We start from the raw sequence: 20347 nt of genomic DNA, 5'->3' as shown, positions 1-20347 counted from the left end.
GCCGGGCGCGCTCGGGTTCGGCTTCGATATTGGTGTCTGTGTTTGTGTCTGTGCCCGTGCCCGTGCCCGTGTCTGCGTCGGCATCGGTTTCAGCTTCGATTTCGATTTCGACTTCGGCCTCGATTCCGCCCGCGCGGATGCGCGCACGCGGTCGCCGATAATGTCGGACAGCAGATGTGCGATTTTCCAGACATGCAGGAGCGGCGGTCCGCGTTCGGCGGTCGTACGGGGCGGTCCTGCGTTCGACGATGCCGCCAGCATCATCGTCCGGCGGTCCGTTCTCCGCGGTGCGTCGCCGACTGCGTGCGCACGGCCGACGAACACGGCTCGACTCGCCCGAACGGGGCCGCGGCATCCTGAAACGTCATCCCACGGCTCAGGAGAGCATCATGCAAGCGCTTGGCGTGAAGGCATTGGTTTTCGACGTGTTCGGCACCGTGGCCGATTGGCGCTCCGGCGTCATTCGCGACGCGGGGCCTTTTCTGGCGAAGCACGGCCGCGCGGGAGCCGACCCGGCCGCGTTCGCGGATGCGTGGCGCAAGCGCTATTCGCCCGCGATGGAGGCAGTGCGAAGCGGCCGCCGGCCGTTCACGCGGCTCGACGTGCTGCATCGTGAGAATCTCGAAGCGATCCTGCCGGCGTTCGGCATCGATCCCGCGAGCGTGTCGGAAGCCGATCTGCACGAACTGAATCTCGCATGGCACCGGCTCGATCCGTGGCCCGATTCGGTCGCGGGGCTCGCGCGGCTGAAGGCGCATTACATCATCGCGCCGCTGTCGAACGGCAACGTGATCCTGATGGTCGACATGGCGAAGCGCGCGGGACTGCCGTGGGACGTGATTCTCGGCGCGGAAGTCGCGCAGGCGTACAAGCCGACGCCCGAAGCATATCTGCGTACGGCCGACATCCTCGCGCTGCGGCCCGAGCAGGTGTGCCTCGTCGCCGCACACAACGGCGATCTCGCGGCCGCGCGGGGCTGCGGCTATCGGACCGCGTTCGTCGCGCGACCGCGCGAGCACGGTCCCGCGCAGACGACCGACTTGCGCGCAGAGCAGGACTGGGACGTCGTTGCGGCGGATTTCGTCGAGCTGGCGGAGCGGTTCGGCGCGTGACGAGCGATGCGGCGCGGATCATGGCCACGGCGGCGGACATGGATAAGGCTGACGGACGGTGTCGCTCCGCCCCGGCATCGCGTACAATCCACGGCGACCGGAGATGGCATGCCTCCGTACAACCGCCGGCGAGCCGGCTGATGATGCCTACGCGTTCCTGGGTGCAGGAGGTCGTAGGCCATCCGTAACACGCGGCGTCCTGCCGCCCGGGTTTGATGTCCTGTCGAATCTGGAAATTCATGAAACGTCTGCAAATCCTCGAGCCCGTCGCGATGCTCGTGCATCTGTGCCGCTGGCTCGCGCTGTCGGCGGTGGTGGGCACGCTCGCCGGCTCGGCGTCCGCGCTGTTTCTCCGAGCACTCGATTTCGCGACCGGCACGCGCGTCGCGCATCCGTGGCTGCTGTGGCTCCTGCCCGTCGCGGGCTTTGCGACCGGCTGGATCTATCACCGCGTCGGCCAGTCCGTCGAGCGCGGCAACAACCTGCTGATCGACGAGATCCACGATCCGCAGCGGATCGTGCCGAAGCGGATGGCGCCGCTCGTGCTCGTCGCGACGGTCGTCACGCATCTGTTCGGCGGCTCCGCAGGCCGCGAAGGCACCGCGGTGCAGATGGGCGGCGCGCTTGCCGATCGCGTCACGCAACTCCTCAGGCTCGATCGCGACGACCGCCGGATCATGCTGATGGGCGGGATCGCCGCCGGCTTCGCGTCGGTGTTCGGCACGCCGCTCGCGGGCGCGGTGTTCGGACTCGAAGTGCTCGCGATCGGACGGCTGCGCTACGACGCGCTGCTCGCGTGCGTCGCGGCGTCGATCGTCGCGGACGCGGTGTGCCGGCTGTGGGGCATCCATCACACCGTCTATGCGGTGCCGTTCGTGCCTGCGCTGAGCGCGGCGGGCGTCGCGTCGGCGGTGGCGGCGGGTATCGCGTTCGGCGTCGTCGGCAGGCTGTTCGCCGCCGCGACGCATGCGCTCGGCGCACTCGCGAAGCGAGGGATCGCGTATCCGCCGCTGCGTCCCGTCGCGGGCGGCACGCTCGTCGCGCTCGCGGCGACGCTCCTGCATACGCCGCAATATCTCGGCCTCGGCATCCCGACAATCGAGGCCGCGTTTCGCGGGCCGCTGCCCGTCTACGATTTCGCGGGCAAGTTCGCGTTCACGGTCGTCACGCTCGCGTCGGGCTTCAAGGGCGGCGAGGTGACGCCGCTCTTTTACATCGGCGCGACGCTCGGCAACGCGCTGTCGCCTCTCCTCGCGCTGCCGACGCCCGTGCTCGCGGGGCTCGGCTTCGTCGCGGCGTTCGCGGGCGCGGCGAACACGCCGATCGCGTCGACGATCATGGCGATCGAGCTATTCGGCACGCCGATCGGCGTGTATGCGGCGCTCGCGTGCGTCGTCGCGTATCTGTTCTCCGGGCACGCGGGTATCTATCGCGCGCAGCGCGTCGGGCAGACGAAGCTGCCGGGCATCGGCGATGCGAGCATCGCGCGGCCGGTTGCGCGGGAATCGGCGGCGAAGTGATCGCAAGCCGCGCCCGAGCCCAGCGGCGCGCGCGTGACGTTCGAAGCACAACCGAAGCACAACCGAAGCACAACCGAAGCACAACCGAAGCACAACCGAAGCACAACCGAAGCACAACCGACACGCGTCGGCCGCGCGCGAGCCGATCCCGGATCGATCGCCGGGCCGGCTCAGATCATCTGTCGACGCCCGTGCGCGAGCGCCGCGCCGTTCGACGCCGCGCGCGGCGGCAGGCGCCACGCGACGTACGCAAGCGCGGCGAGCGCCGGAAACACGAGCACGCTCGCCTCGGGGCCGACCGTGCCGCCGCTCAGCCAGACAGGGCCGATCGCGTGGCTTCTGAACAGCGTATCGTGCGCGGTGAGTCCGCTGTCGGCCGCGCCGAACAGGAACGACTCGCTCCAGTCCCACATCGAATGCTCGCCGAGCACCCACCAAAGCGAGCCGGTGCGCCAGATCGCGAGGCACGCGACGAGCCCGAAGATCACGACAGGCACGATGCCCGCGATGTTCTCGTTGCGATTCGACACGTGCGAGATGCCGAACGCGAGCGACGTGAGCGCGGCCGCGACGACGGGATGTGTGCGTTGCGCGAGCTTGAAGAACGCATAGCCGCGAAACGCGACTTCCTCGGCGAGTGCGACGACCAGGAACGCGGCCGCCCACACGAGCGCCGATTCGAGCGCGGCCGTCCGGTTCGCGCCCGAGTATTCGATCGTCGCGCCGCCCGTCAGCACGAGCAGGCCCATGATCGCCGACACCGCGACGAGGCTGAAGAGCGCGCCCCAGACGAAATGCGACACGCTGCGCGGTGCGCGCAGTCCGTAGTCGAGCCATGAGCGACGGTCGATGCGGCTCATCACACGCGTTGCGATCAGCGAGGCCGCGCACAGCGCGAGCTCGAACGGAATCTGCCCGGCCGCGCTCAGGTCGCTGGGCTGACGGAACGGATGGTGTACGATGCGCGCCGCGTAGCCGAGCACGAACAGGATCGCCGCGACGATCGCGGCATACAGCAGCACGGCCCAGCCGGCACGCAGGCCGTCGGCGCCATGCCAGATCCGATTGAGTCGAGGCGGTAGCGAGGGCGGCCGGCTGGTTTTTTTCACGTCTCCCATTTGCGCGTCCCGGGTTTTTTCGATGATCAGGCTTACGAATTGCCTTCGCGTACGACGCTTGGCCAAGTCTCGGAATGTGGCGCGTACGGGGCCGAATGGTACATCCGGCGCGAGGAAATGTGGTGATGCCGATTGTGGAGAATGTTGGCGATATGTCGAGCGTCGCGCGGCGGCGACGTCGAGCGCGGTGGTGCGGCGGTGCGGCGGGGGATGTGTCGCGCTGCGTGTCGCGTCACGTGGTGTTTCGGCGATTCGGCTTATTGACGTTTCGACGACCGAGCGGCGCGACGATTCAGCGTGTGTCCACTCGACGCGTATGCGCGGCGGCCGCACTCGCACAGCCGCTGCGCGAGCGCATCGAAGTCCGCGACGAGCCAGAACGCATCGCCGCGATTCGTCTCGCGCACGAGCGCGCGCAACGCGCGGCTGCGCGCGAGCGGTGCGTCGATGTCGCCGACGACGGCGCGTTTGACGCCGTAGTTGATCAGCTTCTGCACGAAATGTCCGGCGACGCAGGAGTCGAGACGAAAGAAGTCGTCGTGCAGCCGCTCGGCTGGCAGCGCGATCCACGCCGCGCCATGCTCGCGCGCGGCGACGATCAGCAGGCCAGGGGGGCCGCGTCGGCCGCGTCGAAACGCAGCACGCGCACGTCGCCGACGACCCGGACGTCATGCGCAATCGCACATATCTTTCGTTTTGCCGACGAGGAAGTCGAGCGTCGCGTCACCCTGGCCGCGAATGACGTGCGGTTGATCGGCGAGCATGCGCACGTCCGCGTGCGGCAGCCGCCGCCGCACACGCTCGGCATCCTGGCGAATCTCGACGACGCGATCACCACGGATTCGACAGCCGGAGCTTGCGCGCGCCGCGGCGAATGCCGCCTTCCAGAAAATGCCAGATCACGACGCGATGCGCGGCGCCTTGCCGTCGAACGTGATGACGTAATGAAACCGCATGCGATCGCCGTCGCCCGCGAGAAACTTCATCACGCCGAGGTGGTCCAGCAACGGGACTGCCTTCGGTGATCCGGTATTCGGTCAACTGGTTTGCCTGATAGGCGGTGACGGTCTCGACGAAGGGCGGTGCGCCGCGCACCTGCATTTGGCGGGCGGAACCGACGCCGTTGCGTTCCAGATCGACGTCGCTGATGCGGCGGATTTTCGCGGGCGCGAAGGGCGATTTGAGCTTCTCGTGCTCGCTGAAGAAGCGAAACACACGTTGAACGGGCGCGTCGAACGCTTCGTTGTTTCTATGCGTTGCGTTGCCATCGTGGTTCCTCTGTTGCGGGTGGTAGCGGGATGCGCCGTGGCGTCCGCGACACATCAGGCGCGCGGGGCGGCGGGGTCGGTCTTCACGCGGACGGGCGCGGCGTCGAATGCCATGCGCGGGCCGCGTGCGATCCGTTTGCATCTCGCATGCGGGTTCGATCCGGAATGCGGGGCGTTCATGCGTCGACCTCGGCGCTCGATTCAGCGCTCGACTCGGCAGTCCAGCGCCGCGCAAAGCCGGCGAGCGTGCGAATGGCCGTCGATGCGGAGCGCAGATAGAACGACTGAAGATGAAAGACGTGCCACCGCTTCGCGTGAACTTCGAGACGGCACGGCGTCCCGCAAGCCGCCGCATGCTCGGCGAGCCGCAACGCATCCGACAGCAGCACCTCCTGATCGCCGACCTGGACGAGCATCGGCGGAAGACCGCGCAAGTCGGCGTCGAGCGGCCAATGTGCGTCGACGCCGGCGGGCGCGCGATACCAGCGCAGCCCTTGCTCGAGCCAGCCGCGACGAATCATCGGATCGTCTTCCCGCATCGACGTCAGGGTTTCGCCGCCGAGGCCGGGATCGGTGACGGGCGAAATCAGGAGGAGCGCCGCCGGCAGGCTGTCGCCGCGGTCCCGGAGGGTGATCGCGAGCGCGATCGCCAGCGCGCCGCCCGCTGAATCGCCCGCGACGACGATCCGGTCGGCGGCGTAGCCCTGATCGCGCAGCGTCGCATAGCACGACAACGCATCCTGCAACGCCGCGGGACACGGATGCTCCGGCGCGAGCCGGTAGTCCGGCGTCCACACCGACATGCCCGATTCGATCGCGAGGCGCGTCGTGATGCTGCGATGCGTGCGCGGCGCGCCGAGGCAGAAGGCCCCGCCGTGCAGATACAGGATCGCGCCGCCGGCTTCGCCCCGTTTCGGCGCGACCACTTCGACGGGCACCGCGTCTCTCGCCGTTTCCCGATAGCGGACGACGCCGCCGACGCCGGGCATGAGCGGCGCGAGCGCGGCGACCGCGCGCCGCTGGACGCGGACGCCGAACGGCGGCCCGACGACGACGCGGAACGTGGTCCGCAGCAAGCCGCGCAGGAAACGCGCGCTGATCGCTTCGAGCCGGTCTTCGGGCTCCGCGACGGCGATGCCGCCCGCCGAGCCGACGGGGCCCGGCAGCGCGCGCGTCATGCGATACGCGCTCAGGCTCGAGAAGCGCGTGAGCCAGCGGTACGACAGCGTGAAGCCGTGCCAATTGGCGCTGTTGTGTCCGCTCGCGTCCACGTACCAGCTCGTGCAGCCGCTCCATACCGTTTTGCTCAAGCGCTTCTGCACATGTGCGTTGAACTGGCGATAGCGGCGCTCGTCGACGTCGATCGCCGTCGCGTTTGCCGCCCGCATCGCCTCGTAGCACCGGATGACGTGCGCGATCTGGCTCTCCAGCATGTATACGATCGAGTTGTGCCCGAGATTCGTGTTCGGGCCGTACAGCATGAAGAAATTCGGAAAATCCGGCACCGCGACGCCGAGATAGGCCCGTGCGCCGCGCCGCCACGCGTCGTTCAGCGTTACGCCGGCGCGTCCGACGATGCGCATCGGCGCGAGAAACTCGGTTGCGGCGAAACCTGTCCCGAACACGATCGCGTCGACCGGATGATGGACGCCGTCTTCCGTCTCGATGCCGCCGGGCGTCACGCGGCGAATACCGGCCGTCACGAGCGCGACGTTGGGCTTGTTCATCGCGGCGAGGTAGTCGTTCGACAGCAGGATGCGCTTGCAGCCGATCGGATAGTCCGGCGTCAGCTTCGCGCGCAGCGCGGCGTCCGGTACTTGCGTCGACAACAGCCGGACGAACGGCCGCCGGGCGGAAAACCGCATCAGCCCCTTGAAGCGCGTGAAGGCCAGCGCGCGCGCTTCGTATTTCAGATAGATGCACGCACGGTGGAGCTTCATCGTCGACGGCATGCGGCGGAACAGCGCCTTTTGCCATCCGCGGTACGCGCGGTCGGGACGCGGCAGGATGTATGCGGGCGAGCGCTGGAAGATCGTGAGCCGGTCGACGTCGTTCGCGATCGCGGGCACGAACTGGATCGCCGACGCGCCGGTGCCCACCACGGCCACGCGTTTCCCGGACAGCGCGTAGCCGTGATCCCAGTGCGCGGAATGGAACGCGTGCCCCTCGAACGTTTCGATGCCGGCCAGTTTCGGGAGAATGGGGCGGCTCAATTGTCCCGTGGCGGTGACGAGCAGCGTTGTCGCGACGATCGTTCCGTCCGTCAGCGCGACGCGCCACAGCGATCGGCGTTCGTCGTACCCGGCGCTTGCAACTTCGGCGCCGAGCTTGACGTGGCGCATCAGATCGTACTTGCGTGCGCAGTGCCGCAGGTACGCATGGATCTCCGCCTGATGCGCGAACGTTCGCGACCAGTCTGGGTTGGGCTCGAACGAGAATGAGTACAGATGCGAAGGCACGTCGCACGCGGCGCCCGGATAGCTGTTGTCGCGCCAGACGCCGCCGACGTCGTGCGAGCGCTCGAGGATCACGAAATCGTGCAACCCCGCCTGCCGAAAGGCGCGGGCCATGCCGATGCCGCCGAAGCCCGCGCCGATGATGACGGCGGCCAACGGCGTCCCGGCGTCCAGCCTGCCGTCGACGTCAAACGATCGCATGACCGATCTCCTTTTCTTGTGTGGGCTGCTTCGAATCGCGCGTCGCGCATGCTTCGCCCGATGACGATCGAACGCGGCTGCGGCCGCGGATCAGGTCGACTGCCTTCTCGGCGATCATGATCGTCGGCGCGTTCGTGTTGCCGCCGATCAGCGTCGGCATGATCGACGCGTCGACGATGCGCAGGCCCTGGAGCCCGCGCACGCGCAGTTGCGGGTCGACCACCGCAAGCTCGTCCTGCCCCATCCTGCAGGTGCCGACCGGGTGGTAAACCGTATCCGTGCGTTGCCGCAGCACGTCGCGGATGTCGTCGTCGGTCTTCACGTGCGCGGTGAACAGGTCCGCTGTGATCCATTCGCCGAGCGCCGGCGCCTGCATCAGCGTGCGCGTCAGCTTGAAGCCGGCGACCATGTCCTCCAGATCCTGAGGATCCCGGAAGAACGCGGGGTCGATGAGCGGCGCGTCCTGCGGATGCCAGCTTCGCAGCGCGACCGAGCCGCGGCTGCGCGGACGCAGCAGGCAGACGTGGCATGACAGGCCGTGCCCGCCGTGCAGGCTGCGCGCGTGATTGTCGACGAGCGCGACGACGAAATGGAGCTGGATGTCGGGCGCGGCCAGATCGGCGCGGGTCCTGAGGAAGGCGCCGCCTTCGGCGAAATTCGACGTGAGCATGCCGCGGCGCGTTCGGCGAAACCGCACGGCTTCGCGCAACAGGCGCAGGCCGCCGCGCACCGATACGCCGATCGTGTCGACGCTGCGCGTGCGGTAACCGAAGATGAAGTCGGGATGATCCTGAAGGTTCTTGCCGACGCCCGGCAGATGGAGGAGCGGCCGGATGCCGAAGCGGTCGAGCTCCTGGATCGGCCCCACGCCGGAGAGCATCAGCAGTTGCGGCGTTTGCAGCGCGCCGCACGCAAGCACGACTTCGCGGCGCGCGTGGAAGGTGCGAACCCGGCCGCCTTGCCGCACTTCGACGCCGATTGCTCGCGTGCCATCGAACAGGATGCGCTGCGCATGCGCACGCGTTTCGACATGCAGATTATCGCGTCGCCCGATATGCGGCAGCAGATACGCGCGCGCGGCGCTGCACCGCTCGCCGTGCTTCTGGGTGACCTGGTAGAGGCCGACGCCTTCCTGTTCCGCGCCGTTGAAATCGTCGGTCACGGGCAGACCGATCTGGCGGGCGGCCTCCAGATAGCGCGCATGGAACGGGTTGCCGGTGCGCAGATCGCTGACCCACAACGGGCCGCCTCGGCCGTGCCATGCGTCGTCGATTCGTTCGTTGTGCTCGCTGAGGCGGAAGTACGGCAGCACGTCGTCGTACGACCAGCCGGCGTTGCCTCGCGCGGCCCAATCGTCGTAATCGCGGCGATGTCCGCGCGTGTACACCATCGCGTTGATCGCCGACGATCCGCCCAGCGTCCGGCCGCGGGGCTGGTATCCGCTGCGGCCGGCGAGGCCGGGCTGGGGCGCCGTCTCGAACGCCCAATTGTTGATCCGGGTGGGAATCATCGCGACGGCGCCGGTCGGAACGGTCACGAGCGCTCCGCCGCCGCGCCCTCCGGCTTCCAGCACGCAGACCGTGACGTTCCGATCTTCGGTCAACCGGCCCGCGACAACGCAGCCTCCCGAGCCGCCGCCGACGACGATGTAATCGAATGTAGTGCTCATGCTGTCGTTTCCTCGATGCATCGGTTGATTCGATTCGACATGCTCGACACGGGCTCGCCGCGACCGTTGCCCGGGACGGGCGTCGTGCCTTCGCGTCGGTTTGCGTGCGACGACCGCGTATCGTGCATCGTGTCGTCTCCGCGCGGGGAACCGCATCTTCGATGCCGCGTGCGATGCGTGCGGCATCGACGCAGCCCTTCGGGCTTCGGACGACGGCTTGGTCGTGCTGCATGTTGTCTGCGTCGCGGGAAAACGCCAATGATGAGACGGGACATTTGTTTTAGTATTTGGGCCAAATCGGTCCTTCGAGGGTTTCTCTATATGAGCGTCTGGGACTTCACGCGAAGCCCCGCCAGCGTGCGCCTGATGGTGGACTTCGGTGGAGAGCGGGCACTCGCCGACGCGCAGTTGCTCGCCGGCGCGGGCTTGTCCGTCGCGCAACTGGACGACCCGAACGTGAACGTGACGGCGGCGCAGGAATTGCGCGTCGCGAGCAATCTGCTGCGCTTGCTCAAGTATCCGGTCGGGCTGGGTTTGCAGGTCGGGTTGCGCTATCACTTCTCGACATACGGACTGTGGGGATACGGACTGATCGCGAGCGCCACGGCCGGCCACGCGCTCGCGCTGGCGCTGCGTTTCCTGCCGCTCACCTATGCGTTCACAGCGATCACGTATCACCACGAAGGCGATCTCGGCGTGTTGACCTTCAGCGAACCCGAATTGGCGGACGAGATGAAACGCTTTGTCGCGGAGCGCGACATGGCCGCCGCAGCGGTGCTGCTGCACGAGATCGGCGGCGACGCGTTCGTTTTAAACCGCTTCACGCTCAAGGGCGATCGCGGGGCGCTCGAGTCCGCGCCGGCGGCAGAAATCCGACGCACGCACGGGGTGATGCCGGAGTATTCTGCGCGCTCGAACAGCCTGGTGTTCGAGCGGGCGCTTCTGAATCGGCCGCTGCCGCAGGCCAATCCGATCACCGTGTCGATGTGCGAGCAGATGTGCCAGCGGCTCATGGAAGAGCGACGCCTGCGCCTCGGCACGGCGGCGATGATTCGTCATTACATGAGCGCCGTGCCCGGCATCGTGCCGTCGACGCTGGACGACATGGCCAGGCTGATGAACACGAGCCCGCGCACTTTGAAACGGCGTCTGCAGGACGAAGGCACGACGTTTCGGGCGCTGTTGGCGGGCGCGCGCAGCGCGATGGCATCGGAGCTGTTGACGGACACGGATTTGCCGCTGAGCGAAATTGCGGAGCGATTGGGCTTTAGCGATCTGTCGAGCTTTTCCCAAGCGTTCAAGCGTTGGCAAGGGATGGCGCCTAGCGCTTTCCGTAGCCGGGCCGCGGCGGACGGAAGCGGCGATGTCGGTCGTCGAGAGGAACGCAACCGATGATTCGGCAAAACGCCGGATGGGCGACCCGCCATGCGGTCGCGGCCGATACGTAGCTTTCGGCACATCGGCTCTTTTCGACATTGACAAGAAAGAACGTTTCCCAAGGTCGCCTCCGCGAAAACAAGATCGATGTAGGGTGGGAGCGTACCGATTCGATGCAGCTTGCAAGGCGGGAAATGCAGCCCGCAATCATCTGCCTTCGGCCGTCAACGTGCGTTCGACGGCGCTCCGAGCGGCCATCCAGGCGCTCGTCCAGGAAAAACCCTTGGAAGGGCCAGCTTGGCCCGCAAACTAAAACACCTGTCCCTTTTCAACATGGCTGTTTCCCCTCGTTTGCCGGAACATGCAGCACTATGAAAGCGATAAATGAGTATTGTCGATCGTAAAAGAACATTTTTTCACTGGGCAGTCCATATCGACGGTGTGGCATTGCATGTGGATCGCACGGCCGTCGGGCAAACCCATTAGGCAACGCATGGGCATGCAGATCCCGATCTCGGGATCGGACGAGGTATTCGTCGAATGCATAGCGGAAATAGTATTAATGGATAGGGAGACGCATATATGAGAAAAATTCAATCGAATTATGAGCAGGTCGATTTTTTGGAGAACCCTTCGATCACGCTGGAGTTTCCGTATAACGTGGCTATGAGTCTGTTTGCGCCGAAAAATGTTAAATCGACCGATGCACAGTTCCAGTCTTTTATGAGATTCAAGAATGAGTTCGATCCCGTCGCGGACCGGCTTGTCGAGTGCATGCATCGCGACGGGAAGGCGGTGTGGGAAATGTTCAATCACGCGCTGGAGCATGGAATCGACATCGTCGTTAATCCCCCATCCGAACTCGTCGAATTTTTTCGCGAAGTGGACCGGGTTCCGTATTGGTTGGACTATACAAGGCTGGATTCCGCTACCGACTTGATCGCAATGGTGGGCGACGAGGCGTTGCCGATTTTCATCGCGGGATTGGCGTTGAGCTATGTGGCGCCGGACGCGAACGAAGTGCTGATCCGCTCCGGGGATCTTCATAAAAAAGCGGGTAAGCGGGCGGTCGAAACGCTCGCTTGGTATAACGAGGTCACGGCTCCGGGAGGGCTTGCCCGTTTCGGCGCCGGCTTGAAGGCCTGCGTCCGCATTCGCCTGATCCATGCGCACATGCGTAGAGCGATGAACGGACGGGAAGACTGGAATCGGACCTTGCTGGGTAATCCGATTCATCAGTGCATCTACGTAGCCACAATTATTCCGTTTTCCTTGGCGTCTTCACTGGGAGCCTTGGCGCTCGGTCACGTCGATGTGCTCTCGTCCAAGAAAAGAGGGGATATCGTTCATTTGTGGCGATATATTGGATACCTTGTTGACGTCCACCCGGAACTGCAGCCTGCCGACGAGTCCGATTTGTGGCGCTTGGTGTGGCTTCAAATGCATGACGCCTATAAGATGGATCACATCACGCCGATGCTTGGAGGCGCCTTGTTCGGCGCGCTGCCCGAAATTCTCGGCAAGGACGAGTCCACTTTCAGTGGCATGGTGACTCTGAAAATTAAAAGATCGTACTACGGAAATCTGGCGAGAATAATTCTCGGAAATAGATTGGCCGATGCGCTTTCGTTTCCGAAATATTCGATTGGCATTGTCATGATCGCTGCCTCTTTCCTGAAGAATGCTTCGGTAAACCTGGTGGCGAAGCTGGTGCCCGGAGGGCAGGAATCGGTGCGGCGCAGACAAATGAGGAGGCGCAAGATCATCATGTCTTCCATCATCGATCGAACGAATGCCGACCTCAGCTTTGTGAGGTGACCATTCATTCCTCGTGCCGTTGAGCGATCTTTGACGCGAGCCGACGTTCAGGCAAGTGGCGGCACACGCGGGATGCCGCGCCTGACGACGAGACGAGCTGGCGGGATCGCGACTGCCGATTCGGATCGCGAATCATTGGCTCGTCGCTTCGTCACGCGTCGTCGTCGACGTTCGGTTGCCGAAGCGCGTTTTCTTCGCAAGCCTGAACAATGTGCTGCAAGCCTCGGTGCACGAGCTGCATGTCGTGCTTGGCGAACCGCAGGATGGCCTTGCGCACGAGCGACTGCACGGGGGCTCGCGCGGCAAGGTCCAGGCCGGAACGACTGACGACGAATGTAATGCCTCGCTTTCCGGAACCTCCGCCGATCCGGCTCAGCAGCCAGCGATGCATCATGCCGTTCGTGATCAGATACGCGTTGCCATATGCAATTCTCAAGCGCTCTGATAACTGGCTCACGCTCATCGATTCCCTGCTGCTCCATGTGCGTGAGCGCAGAGTCGTGCGCGCGCATGTGCTCGATACGTCCGCGAAGTACTCCCGCAGCCGGCTGAGCGTCTATGCGATCTATCTGAAGGAGGACGGCGTCAACGCGACGCTGACCGTCCGCGGGAAGGTGCCGCTCGGCAACCTGCGGAATTTCTTTTTCGAATGCCTGCTGATCGGGATATCGGCGACGGTCAAGTTCCTGTTTCCGGATCTGTTCGAGCAGATCGAACTGGGCTTCACGTGGCCGCAGCCGGACTACTTCGAGCGATATCGGGATCGGCTGCCGAAGGTGACTTTTCGCGCGTCGGACAATCAACTGCGGCTGCCGTCGTCCAGTCTCGCGAGGAAGTCGCCGTTCGCGAACGCCGCCGCCCATTCGCAGGCGATCCGGCAGCTCAATCGCGAGATGGCGCTGCTCAATCTGGACGCGTCGGATCTCGTCGACCGGGTGCGGGCGGGGTTGATGCGTCTTGCGTTCGGGCGCGAGCGCATTCGTCAGTACCGCGAAATCTGATTGCCGTCGACGCGCACGCGATCGCCCGGACGCAGATCGCCCGGCGTCTGCAGGTCGAACGAGCGCATCGAGCCGTCGCTCAGTTGCACGTCGACGCGATACGCGCTCGGCTGCGCGCCCATCTGCTGGCCGATCTGGTTGCCCGCGACCGCGCCGCCGAGTGCGCCGATGACCGTCGCGGCGTCGCGGCCGTGGCCGCGGCCGATCTGGTTGCCGAGCACGCCGCCGACGAGCGCGCCGACGACCGTGCCCGCGACGCCCGACGGGCCTGTCGCGCCGCCGATCGGGCGGATGCCGGCGATCGTGCCGTACTGGGTCGAGTAGCCCGGTTGATACCCGGATTGATAGCCCGATTGATAGCCGGGTTGCGCGTAGCCTTGCTGCGGATACGCGGGCTGCGAGTAGTCGGGCTGCGCATACGACGGCTGCGAGTAGGCCGGCTGAGCGTACGACGGCTGCGAATAGGCGGGCGCACCGTACTGCGGCTGCGAACCATACGGTCCGTACGCATTCGGCGCGACGCATGCGCTCAGCGACAGCGCCGCCGTCGCGGCGAGCGAAACGAGCAGGGTGGTCCTCGCGAAAGCCGGGCGTTTCGTTGTCGTTGTTTGGATGGGCTTCGTGTTCATGGTAGCGGGTGGTTGCTATTGCACGCCGGCAGTATAGGGAATGCCGTCATCGTTGGATGAGCGTCGCGGGTAACAGTGTGTAAAGTCTGTTGCCGCTCGGTCGGCGCGTGCGAAAACGGCTTGCGCGCAGTGCGTGTTGCAACGGCGAAAGCGATCCGTCCGACGAAAGGCGCGCGTGTCGGACGATGCATCATGAACGATCCGACGACTCGACGGCCCGACAATGTGCGCCCGCCTGCGCCACCCTGCGTCAGCCGACGATCTTCCGAAACGAAAACGCCCCCAGCGCGTCGCGCACCTCGCCGAGCGTGCGCTGCGTGACGTCGTTTGCGCGTGCGGCGCCGTCCCGCAGCACGTCGACGACGTAGCCCGGCTCGCGCGCGAGCTGCGCGCGCCGCTCGCGGATCGGCGCGATCAGCGCTTGCAGCTTGTCTTCGAGCCGGCGCTTGAGCGTCATGTCGCCGAGTCCGCCCGCGCGATACGCGGCCTTCAGTCGCTCGACTTCGTCGGGCTCGTCGTCGAACGCATCGAGATACGTGAACACGACGTTGCCTTCGACCGTGCCCGGATCGGACACGCGCAGATGATTCGGATCGCTGTACATCCGCTTGACGGCATCGGCGATCGCGTCGGGCGACGACGACAGCGGAATCGCGTTGCCCTGCGACTTGCTCATCTTCGCGCGGCCGTCGACGCCCGGCAGCCGCCCCGTCGACGAGATCAGCGCGTTCGCTTCGGGCAGCACGTCGATGCCCGCCTGCCGGTTGATGCGCCGGACGATTTCATTCGTCTGCTCGACGAGCGGCAATTGATCGTCGCCGACGGGCACCGTATCGGCCTTGAACGCGGTGATGTCGGCCGCCTGCGCGACCGGGTAGCAGAGAAAGCCCGCCGGGATGTCGCGGCCGAAGCCGCGCGCGTGGATCTCGTCCTTGATCGTCGGATTGCGCTTGAGGCGCGCGACGGTGACGAAGTTCAGATAGAAGAGCGTCAGCTCGGCGAGTGCGGGCAGGCCCGACTGCACCGCGATCGTGCTCCGGCGCGGATCGATGCCGACCGCCAGATAGTCGAGCGCGACTTCGATGACGTTGCGGCGAACCTTGTCCGGATCGTGTGCGTTGTCGGTCAGCGCCTGCGTGTCGGCGACGAGGATGAACTGCCGGTGTGTGTCCTGCAGCGCGACGCGCGTCTTCAGCGAGCCGATGTAATGGCCGAGATGCAGCGCGCCCGTCGGGCGATCGCCGGTCAGTGCGATCGGCGGTCGGGAAGGATTCGAGGTGTCGTCGTGCATGAACGGTTTCTCCGGGAAAACCGCCGCAGTCCGAGCCGGGTTGGGGGCGCGATCGACGCAATGCCGGCCGGATGCGGCGGCATGGTCGTGATCGGGATGTGACTATGCCGCTCCGTCAGAAGCGGCGCCAGAAGTGCGAGAGGGGAAGGTATTGCGTCGACATGCGGAGAGGGTCGCATATTTCGGCTTTTTCGCCATGCGAGGCTGTGTCGCGACGCGTCGTGCGCGCGCGGTCGAGGATGCGCTCGGCGGCGGCGGTGCGGGTCGCGACAATGTTACTGCGTCGAGGTCTCGCCGAAGATGAAGTCGACGTCGAGGTCGAAATTGAGATCGACGTCGAATGCGAAGCCAAAGCCAAAGCCAAAGCCAAAGCCAAAGCCAAAGCCAAAGCCAAAGCCAACGCGCCGCGCCGCGCCGACGCAAATAGAGCTCAGACGCCTCGCCGATCCACCGCGAACCGCTCGCGATACGTCTGCGGCGTCACGCCGAGCATCCGCAGGAAGCTGCGCCGCATCGTTTCCTCAGAGCCGAATCCGCAGCGCGCGGCGATTCGCTTGATCGGCAGCGGCGCGTCGGCGAGCAGGTTGCGCGCGGCTTCGACGCGCATCTGCTCGATCGCCCGCGCGGGCGTCTTGCCGGTCGTCTCGCGGTAGCGGCGCATGAAGCTGCGCTCGCTCATCCCCGCGCGCGCGGCGAGGGCCGCAACCGACAGATCCGCGCCCAGGTTCGCGGCCGCCCATGCGTGCAGTTCGCTGAAGCGACCACCTTCGTGCTGCAGCGACAGCGCGGTGCTGAACTGCGCCTGGCCGCCCGGCCGCTTCAGGAATACGACGAGATGCCGCGCGACGTCGAGCGCGAGCGCGCGGCCGAGATCGTTTTCGACGAGCGCGAGTGCGAGATCGATGCCGGCCGTGACGCCTGCCGACGTCCACACGTCGCCGTCGCGTATGAAAATGGGATCTGGATCGACGCGCATGTTGGGGTAGCGCCGCGCGAGTTCTTCGCAGCGCGACCAGTGCGTGACGACGCGGCGGCCGTCGAGCAGCCCCGCCGCCGCGAGCACGAACGCGCCCGAGCACACCGACGCGATGCGCCGCGTTTGCGCCGCGCGGCGGCGCACCCAGTCGACGAGCCGCGGGTCGCGCGCCGCGTCGTAGACGCCCCGGCCGCCCGCGACGATCAGCGTATCGGACGGCTCGCGCGCGGCGGGCAGCGGCGCGGCGACGAACACGAGCCCCGCCGATGACATGACGGGCGGCGCGTGCGCGGCGACGACGCGCGGCGCATACGGGATCGCGAGGCCGCGCCGCGCCGCGAAGTCGTTCGCAGTCGAGAACACCTGCAGCGGCCCGGTGACGTCGAGCAACTGCACGTCGTCGAACGCGAGCACGTGCACCGCGCGGCGCTCGGCGGCGGCAGGCGCGGCTGGCAGGAATCGTGGGGACTTTGGCATATTCGCCATACGGTACTTGCGTACAGTCGGTTTGTCCACGGTGCCGCGCGGGCTGCCGGGCCGGCGTGACGGCATGCAACAAGGAGGAGGATCGGAATGGCCATCGAAGTGGGATTACTGTTGTTTCCGCAGGTGCAGCAGCTCGATCTGACGGGGCCGCACGACGTGTTCGCGTCGTTGCCCGGCGTCACGGTGCGGCTCGTCTGGAAGACGCGCGAGCCGGTGGCCGCGAGCAGCGGGCTCGTGCTCGCGCCCACCGCGACGTTCGACGACTGTCCGCCGCTCGACGTGATCTGCGTGCCGGGCGGCGCGGGCGTCGCCGATCTGATGGAGGACGCGGATACGCTCGCGTTCATCCGCCGGCACGCGGCGCAAGCGCGTTACGTGGCGTCGGTCTGCACGGGCGCGCTCGTGCTCGGCGCGGCGGGCCTGCTGCGCGGCCGGCGCGCGACGACGCACTGGGCTTTCCATTCGCTGCTCGCGCCGCTCGGCGCGATTCCGGTGCGCGAGCGCGTCGTGCGCGACGGGAATCTCGTGACGGGCGGCGGCGTGACTGCGGGGATCGATTTTGCGCTGACGCTCGCGGCGGAGCTCGTCGGCGAGGACGACGCGCAGGCGGTACAGCTGCAGCTCGAATATGCGCCAGCGCCGCCGTTCGAATCGGGCGATCCGGACACCGCGCCCGCGCGGATCGTCGAGCGCGTGCGCGAGCGGTCGACACCGGTGTTCGCGCGGCGCGAGCAGGTGGTCGCGCGCGTCGCGGCGGCGCTGGAGCGGAGCTGGGCCGCGGGGTGATGCGGGTGGTTGGTTGACGGATAGGGGGAATCGCAACGGGGCGGAGCGGGGCGGCGCAGGCGGGCGTCCCGGATTGCGGGCCTGCGGCCGCGCGGGGAGCGGTGGCTTCGAAGCGACGCAGCGCTTTGCGGCTCGATTTGGTTTGCTGCGTTTTGATCCAGTCGCGTTTCGACCGCATGTATCGATCGTCGCGATGCCGTGCGTTGTCCGTGCGAGTCGAGTTGGGGCGACGCGATCGCGCGTTTTGCGTACACGTCGCGTGTCGCGCACCGCGCGAACGCGACGCCAAGCAACGCGACCGCGCTCGCGCACAGCCGCGCCGCCCGCATCGCGGCTCCGTCGCGACCGCCGCTACTTCTCGACGGCGACCGCCGAATCGTCGATTCGCCCGTCGCCGCCGTCGAACGCGCCGTGCGAGCGCCGCGCGTCGTGCTCGTCGAGCACGCCGGGCTTGTCGCGTTCGCCGCGCTCGTTGCGCTCGTCGCGTCCGTCATGCTCGTCGCGCAGCCAGTCGGAGACGTCGCCGCCCGTCTGCTCGATCAGGCCCTTCGCGAGTTCGAGCGCTTGCCGCTCGAACAGCCGCCGGTAGACGCCGCCTTCGAGCCGGATCAGCGCGTCGTGGCAGCCTTCTTCGATTACGCGTCCCTTGTCGAGCACGATCAGCCGATCGAGCGCGCGCACCGTCGACAGCCGGTGCGCGACGACGAGCGTCGTGCGCCCGACCATCAGCCGCTCCATCGCCTGCTGGATCAGCACTTCGCTCTCGCTGTCGAGGCTCGACGTCGCTTCGTCGAGGATCAGCACCGGCGCGTCGGCGAGGAACGCGCGCGCGATCGCGACGCGCTGCCGCTCGCCGCCCGACAGCTTGATCCCGCGCTCGCCGACGAGCGTGTCGTAGCCCTGCGGCAGCGCGGCGATGAAGTGGTGCGCGCTCGCGAGCCGCGCGGCGCGCTCGATCTCGTCGCGCGTCGCGGTGGGCCGCGCGTACGCGATGTTCTCGGCGAGCGTCCGGTGGAACAGCAGCGGTTCCTGCTGGACGATCGCGATTTGGCTGCGCAGCGAATCCTGCGTGACGTCGGCGATGTTCTGCCCGTCGATCACGATGCGGCCGCCGTCGACGTCGTAGAGCCGCTGGATCAGCTTGATGAACGACGTCTTGCCCGACCCGGAATGCCCGACGAGCCCGACCCGCTCGCCCGGCGCGATCCGGATCGAGAAATCGCCGTAGAGCGGCTTCGCGTGCGCGCCGCTGTAGCCGAACGTCACGTGCTCGAAGCGGATCTCGCCGCGCACGATCGAGATCGGCCTCGCGCCCGGCTTGTCGTCGATGCCGAGCGGCTGCCGCTCGAGCGACACGAGTTCTTCCATGTCGTTGACCGAGCGCTGCAGGTTGCGGATGTGCATGCCGATGTCGCGCAGATAGCCTTGCAGCACGAGGAACGTCGTCAGCGCGAACGTGATGTCGCCGACGCTCGCGCGATCGTTCGCCCACAGCCACAGCGCCGCGCCGAGGATCGCGGCCTGCATTGCGACGAGCATCGCGCCCTGCACGCCGCCGTTCAGCGTGCCGCGCCGCCACGCGCGGCGGGTGCGCGCGCGCCACTTCGACACGACGCGGTCGAGCCGCGCTTCCTCGCGCGTCTCCGCGCCGAACGCCTTGACGACCGGGTTGCAGCTCACCGCGTCGGCGAGCGCGCCGCCCATCCGCGTGTCCCACAGATTGCCGAGCCGCGCGGCGGGCGCGACGAAGCGCAGCGACATCGTGACCGTCACCGCGATGAAGACGAGCGAGCCGCCGCCGACCACCGCGCCCATCACCGGCCAGTGCGCGCCGAGCAGCAGCGTCGCGCCCGTCAGCATCACGACGGACGGCAGCAGCGCGACGAGCAGCGTGTCGTTGAGCAAGTCGATCGCCCACATGCCGCGTGTGATCTTGCGCACGGTCGAGCCGGCGAAGCTGTTCGCGTGCCAGTCGGTCGAAAAGCGTTGCACGCGATGGAACGCGTTCGCCGCGACTTCGCTCATCATCTTCAGCGTCAGCACGATGATGTGGCGGAACGCCGCCTGCCGCAGCAGCGTGCACGCGACGCCGATGCCGATCAGCATGCCGAACGCGTGCAGCGCGCGGCTCCAGGCGTCGGCCCTGTCCGCGGCCGCGACGCCGTGCGACAGCGCGTCGACGAGGCGTCCCGCGAAGAGCGGCGTCAGCACGTCGCCGAGCGCGGCGGCGAGCGCGAAGAAGGCGATCGCGCCGATGCGCGCGGGTTGCGCGCGCCAGTGTCGGAAGGTGAACGCGAGCACGTCGGTAAATGCCCGCCCACCCGGATTGCTAGTTTTCTGGACCATTTGTCGGGGCCCGGCCGCTCGTGGCGAACGGGACTTGTCGATTGTTGTTCGAAACGAAAGCCGGACGGACGCCGCTGCGCGTCAGCGCACGAAACGAGGGCGAGAAATTGTCCGGAAACGGTGCGGGCTGGAAAGCGGCCCGCGGAGACGGCGACTTAGAACGCGCGCCGTGGAACTGCCGTCGGGGGGGTGACATGCATTCGCGACATCCGGCACCTCCTTCGAGCGTTGAGTGGGTGAAATGAAGGCGAGCTGAAATTCAGCTCGTGTAACGATTCTAGCGGCCGTTTCGT

The 20347-nt window shown here is 66.7% G+C and carries 16 protein-coding genes, 1 pseudogene and 1 riboswitch; of the genes and pseudogenes, 6 read left to right on the top strand and 11 right to left on the bottom strand.

Annotated elements, in window-relative coordinates; all coding sequences use genetic code 11:
- The first annotated feature begins 389 nt into the window (after positions 1 to 389).
- Both WS70_RS29085 and WS70_RS29080 read left to right on the top strand, forming a co-directional pair.
- Positions 390 to 1112, top strand: a complete 723-nt coding sequence (locus WS70_RS29085; protein ID WP_059472678.1) for a haloacid dehalogenase type II — start codon at positions 390 to 392, stop codon at positions 1110 to 1112.
- A gap of 90 nt (positions 1113 to 1202) precedes the next feature.
- Positions 1203 to 1269: riboswitch (Fluoride riboswitch) on the top strand.
- A gap of 82 nt (positions 1270 to 1351) precedes the next feature.
- Positions 1352 to 2632, top strand: coding sequence for a voltage-gated chloride channel family protein (locus WS70_RS29080; protein WP_059472679.1), 1281 nt, complete (start codon positions 1352 to 1354; stop codon positions 2630 to 2632).
- 170 nt (positions 2633 to 2802) lie between these two features.
- On the opposite strand, the gene WS70_RS29075 is transcribed toward WS70_RS29080, so the two are convergent.
- The 5 genes and pseudogenes from WS70_RS29075 to WS70_RS29050 form a co-directional block, all read right to left on the bottom strand.
- Positions 2803 to 3750, bottom strand: coding sequence for a CPBP family intramembrane glutamic endopeptidase (locus tag WS70_RS29075; protein ID WP_059472680.1), 948 nt, complete (start codon positions 3748 to 3750; stop codon positions 2803 to 2805).
- Between the two features lie 257 nt (positions 3751 to 4007).
- Positions 4008 to 4247 (bottom strand): DUF4180 domain-containing protein, encoded by a 240-nt coding sequence (locus WS70_RS29065; RefSeq protein ID WP_472298000.1) that lies wholly within the window; start codon positions 4245 to 4247, stop codon positions 4008 to 4010.
- A gap of 334 nt (positions 4248 to 4581) precedes the next feature.
- Positions 4582 to 5018: pseudogene (locus WS70_RS33320) on the bottom strand (SRPBCC family protein).
- A 176-nt stretch (positions 5019 to 5194) separates the two neighbouring features.
- Positions 5195 to 7675, bottom strand: coding sequence for a flavin-containing monooxygenase (locus tag WS70_RS29055; protein WP_059598538.1), 2481 nt, complete (start codon positions 7673 to 7675; stop codon positions 5195 to 5197).
- Complete coding sequence (locus WS70_RS29050; RefSeq protein WP_059598539.1) at positions 7662 to 9344, bottom strand: GMC family oxidoreductase; 1683 nt, start codon at positions 9342 to 9344, stop codon at positions 7662 to 7664. The genes WS70_RS29055 and WS70_RS29050 overlap by 14 nt, the downstream gene beginning before the upstream one ends.
- A gap of 321 nt (positions 9345 to 9665) precedes the next feature.
- Here WS70_RS29050 and WS70_RS29045 point away from each other — a divergent pair, with 321 nt between their 5' ends.
- Complete coding sequence (locus tag WS70_RS29045) at positions 9666 to 10739, top strand: AraC family transcriptional regulator (RefSeq protein ID WP_059598540.1); 1074 nt, start codon at positions 9666 to 9668, stop codon at positions 10737 to 10739.
- Positions 10740 to 11303: 564 nt separating this feature from the next.
- The gene (locus tag WS70_RS29040; RefSeq protein WP_226382887.1) at positions 11304 to 12539 is read left to right on the top strand and encodes an oxygenase MpaB family protein; all 1236 of its coding nucleotides are present in this window, start codon (positions 11304 to 11306) and stop codon (positions 12537 to 12539) included.
- 151 nt (positions 12540 to 12690) lie between these two features.
- On the opposite strand, the gene WS70_RS29035 is transcribed toward WS70_RS29040, so the two are convergent.
- Positions 12691 to 13002, bottom strand: a complete 312-nt coding sequence (locus tag WS70_RS29035) for a hypothetical protein (protein WP_226382886.1) — start codon at positions 13000 to 13002, stop codon at positions 12691 to 12693.
- A gap of 19 nt (positions 13003 to 13021) precedes the next feature.
- Here WS70_RS29035 and WS70_RS29030 point away from each other — a divergent pair, with 19 nt between their 5' ends.
- Positions 13022 to 13540: an AraC family transcriptional regulator gene (locus WS70_RS29030; RefSeq protein ID WP_226382885.1), complete on the top strand. Its 519-nt coding sequence runs from the start codon at positions 13022 to 13024 to the stop codon at positions 13538 to 13540.
- Here the strand turns inward: WS70_RS29030 and WS70_RS29025 are convergent.
- From WS70_RS29025 to WS70_RS29010, 4 genes are all read right to left on the bottom strand, one after another.
- Positions 13522 to 14169 carry an outer membrane lipoprotein gene (locus WS70_RS29025; protein WP_059472686.1) on the bottom strand — a complete coding sequence of 216 codons (648 nt, stop codon included), beginning with the start codon at positions 14167 to 14169 and terminating at the stop codon, positions 13522 to 13524. The two genes, WS70_RS29030 and WS70_RS29025, sit on opposite strands and share 19 nt — an antisense overlap.
- 250 nt (positions 14170 to 14419) lie before the next feature.
- On the bottom strand, positions 14420 to 15460 hold the full coding sequence (trpS, locus tag WS70_RS29020; RefSeq protein WP_059598541.1) for a tryptophan--tRNA ligase: 1041 nt from the start codon (positions 15458 to 15460) through the stop codon (positions 14420 to 14422).
- A 115-nt stretch (positions 15461 to 15575) separates the two neighbouring features.
- Positions 15576 to 15860 carry a hypothetical protein gene (locus WS70_RS32000; RefSeq protein WP_159082988.1) on the bottom strand — a complete coding sequence of 95 codons (285 nt, stop codon included), beginning with the start codon at positions 15858 to 15860 and terminating at the stop codon, positions 15576 to 15578.
- Between the two features lie 30 nt (positions 15861 to 15890).
- Positions 15891 to 16922, bottom strand: coding sequence for a GlxA family transcriptional regulator (locus WS70_RS29010; RefSeq protein WP_059598542.1), 1032 nt, complete (start codon positions 16920 to 16922; stop codon positions 15891 to 15893).
- Positions 16923 to 17009: 87 nt separating this feature from the next.
- Here WS70_RS29010 and WS70_RS29005 point away from each other — a divergent pair, with 87 nt between their 5' ends.
- A complete protein-coding gene (locus WS70_RS29005; RefSeq protein WP_059598543.1) occupies positions 17010 to 17708 on the top strand; it encodes a DJ-1/PfpI family protein in 699 nt (232 codons plus the stop codon).
- A 351-nt stretch (positions 17709 to 18059) separates the two neighbouring features.
- Here WS70_RS29005 and WS70_RS29000 read toward each other — a convergent pair whose 3' ends face one another.
- A complete protein-coding gene (locus tag WS70_RS29000) occupies positions 18060 to 20054 on the bottom strand; it encodes an ABC transporter ATP-binding protein (protein WP_059598544.1) in 1995 nt (664 codons plus the stop codon).
- Positions 20055 to 20347 lie beyond the last annotated feature (293 nt).

The sequence above is a fragment of the Burkholderia mayonis genome, assembly GCF_001523745.2.
Classification (GTDB): Bacteria; Pseudomonadota; Gammaproteobacteria; order Burkholderiales; family Burkholderiaceae; genus Burkholderia; species Burkholderia mayonis.
Note: the sequence above shows the minus strand (reverse complement) of the source record. Positions and strands in the feature narration are given on the sequence as shown.